The sequence below is a fragment of the Kitasatospora sp. NPDC057940 genome (assembly GCF_042887425.1).
In the GTDB taxonomy this organism is placed as follows: domain Bacteria; phylum Actinomycetota; class Actinomycetes; order Streptomycetales; family Streptomycetaceae; genus Kitasatospora.
The window spans coordinates 1-1,291 of sequence record NZ_JBHVPH010000062.1; the positions used below are offsets into that span (position 1 = coordinate 1).

Genomic DNA, 1,291 nt, shown 5'->3' on the forward strand with positions numbered 1-1,291 from the left:
CTTTTATGGGGCCTTAGCTCAGCTGGGAGAGCGCCTGCTTTGCACGCAGGAGGTCAGCGGTTCGATCCCGCTAGGCTCCACCAACATGATCTTTGAAAACTAAACAAGACAAAACGTACCTGTTAATTCGAGTTTTTATAAAAAAATCCTATGATACATCATAGGTAGTCAGTCAAACGCTGACGAAAAACAAAACTTCGGTTTTGTACTTTTTCGGAGAGTTTGATCCTGGCTCAGGACGAACGCTGGCGGCGTGCCTAATACATGCAAGTCGAGCGGACAGATGGGAGCTTGCTCCCTGATGTTAGCGGCGGACGGGTGAGTAACACGTGGGTAACCTGCCTGTAAGACTGGGATAACTCCGGGAAACCGGGGCTAATACCGGATGGTTGTTTGAACCGCATGGTTCAGACATAAAAGGTGGCTTCGGCTACCACTTACAGATGGACCCGCGGCGCATTAGCTAGTTGGTGAGGTAACGGCTCACCAAGGCGACGATGCGTAGCCGACCTGAGAGGGTGATCGGCCACACTGGGACTGAGACACGGCCCAGACTCCTACGGGAGGCAGCAGTAGGGAATCTTCCGCAATGGACGAAAGTCTGACGGAGCAACGCCGCGTGAGTGATGAAGGTTTTCGGATCGTAAAGCTCTGTTGTTAGGGAAGAACAAGTGCCGTTCAAATAGGGCGGCACCTTGACGGTACCTAACCAGAAAGCCACGGCTAACTACGTGCCAGCAGCCGCGGTAATACGTAGGTGGCAAGCGTTGTCCGGAATTATTGGGCGTAAAGCGCGCGCAGGCGGTTTCTTAAGTCTGATGTGAAAGCCCCCGGCTCAACCGGGGAGGGTCATTGGAAACTGGGGAACTTGAGTGCAGAAGAGGAGAGTGGAATTCCACGTGTAGCGGTGAAATGCGTAGAGATGTGGAGGAACACCAGTGGCGAAGGCGACTCTCTGGTCTGTAACTGACGCTGAGGAGCGAAAGCGTGGGGAGCGAACAGGATTAGATACCCTGGTAGTCCACGCCGTAAACGATGAGTGCTAAGTGTTAGGGGGTTTCCGCCCCTTAGTGCTGCAGCTAACGCATTAAGCACTCCGCCTGGGGAGTACGGTCGCAAGACTGAAACTCAAAGGAATTGACGGGGGCCCGCACAAGCGGTGGAGCATGTGGTTTAATTCGAAGCAACGCGAAGAACCTTACCAGGTCTTGACATCCCAATGACCGCTCTAGAGATAGAGTTTTCCCTTCGGGGACATTGGTGACAGGTGGTGCATGGTTGTCGTCAGCTC

General features: G+C 53.4%; 1 tRNA gene and 1 rRNA gene (1 of these 2 cut by a window edge). Both read left to right on the plus strand.

The window, feature by feature from the left end:
* Positions 1 to 7 precede the first annotated feature (7 nt).
* A tRNA-Ala gene (locus tag ACFVTF_RS38435) sits at positions 8 to 83 on the plus strand.
* Between the two features lie 127 nt (positions 84 to 210).
* Positions 211 to 1,291 (plus strand): 16S ribosomal RNA (locus ACFVTF_RS38440) (it continues 590 nt past the right edge of the window).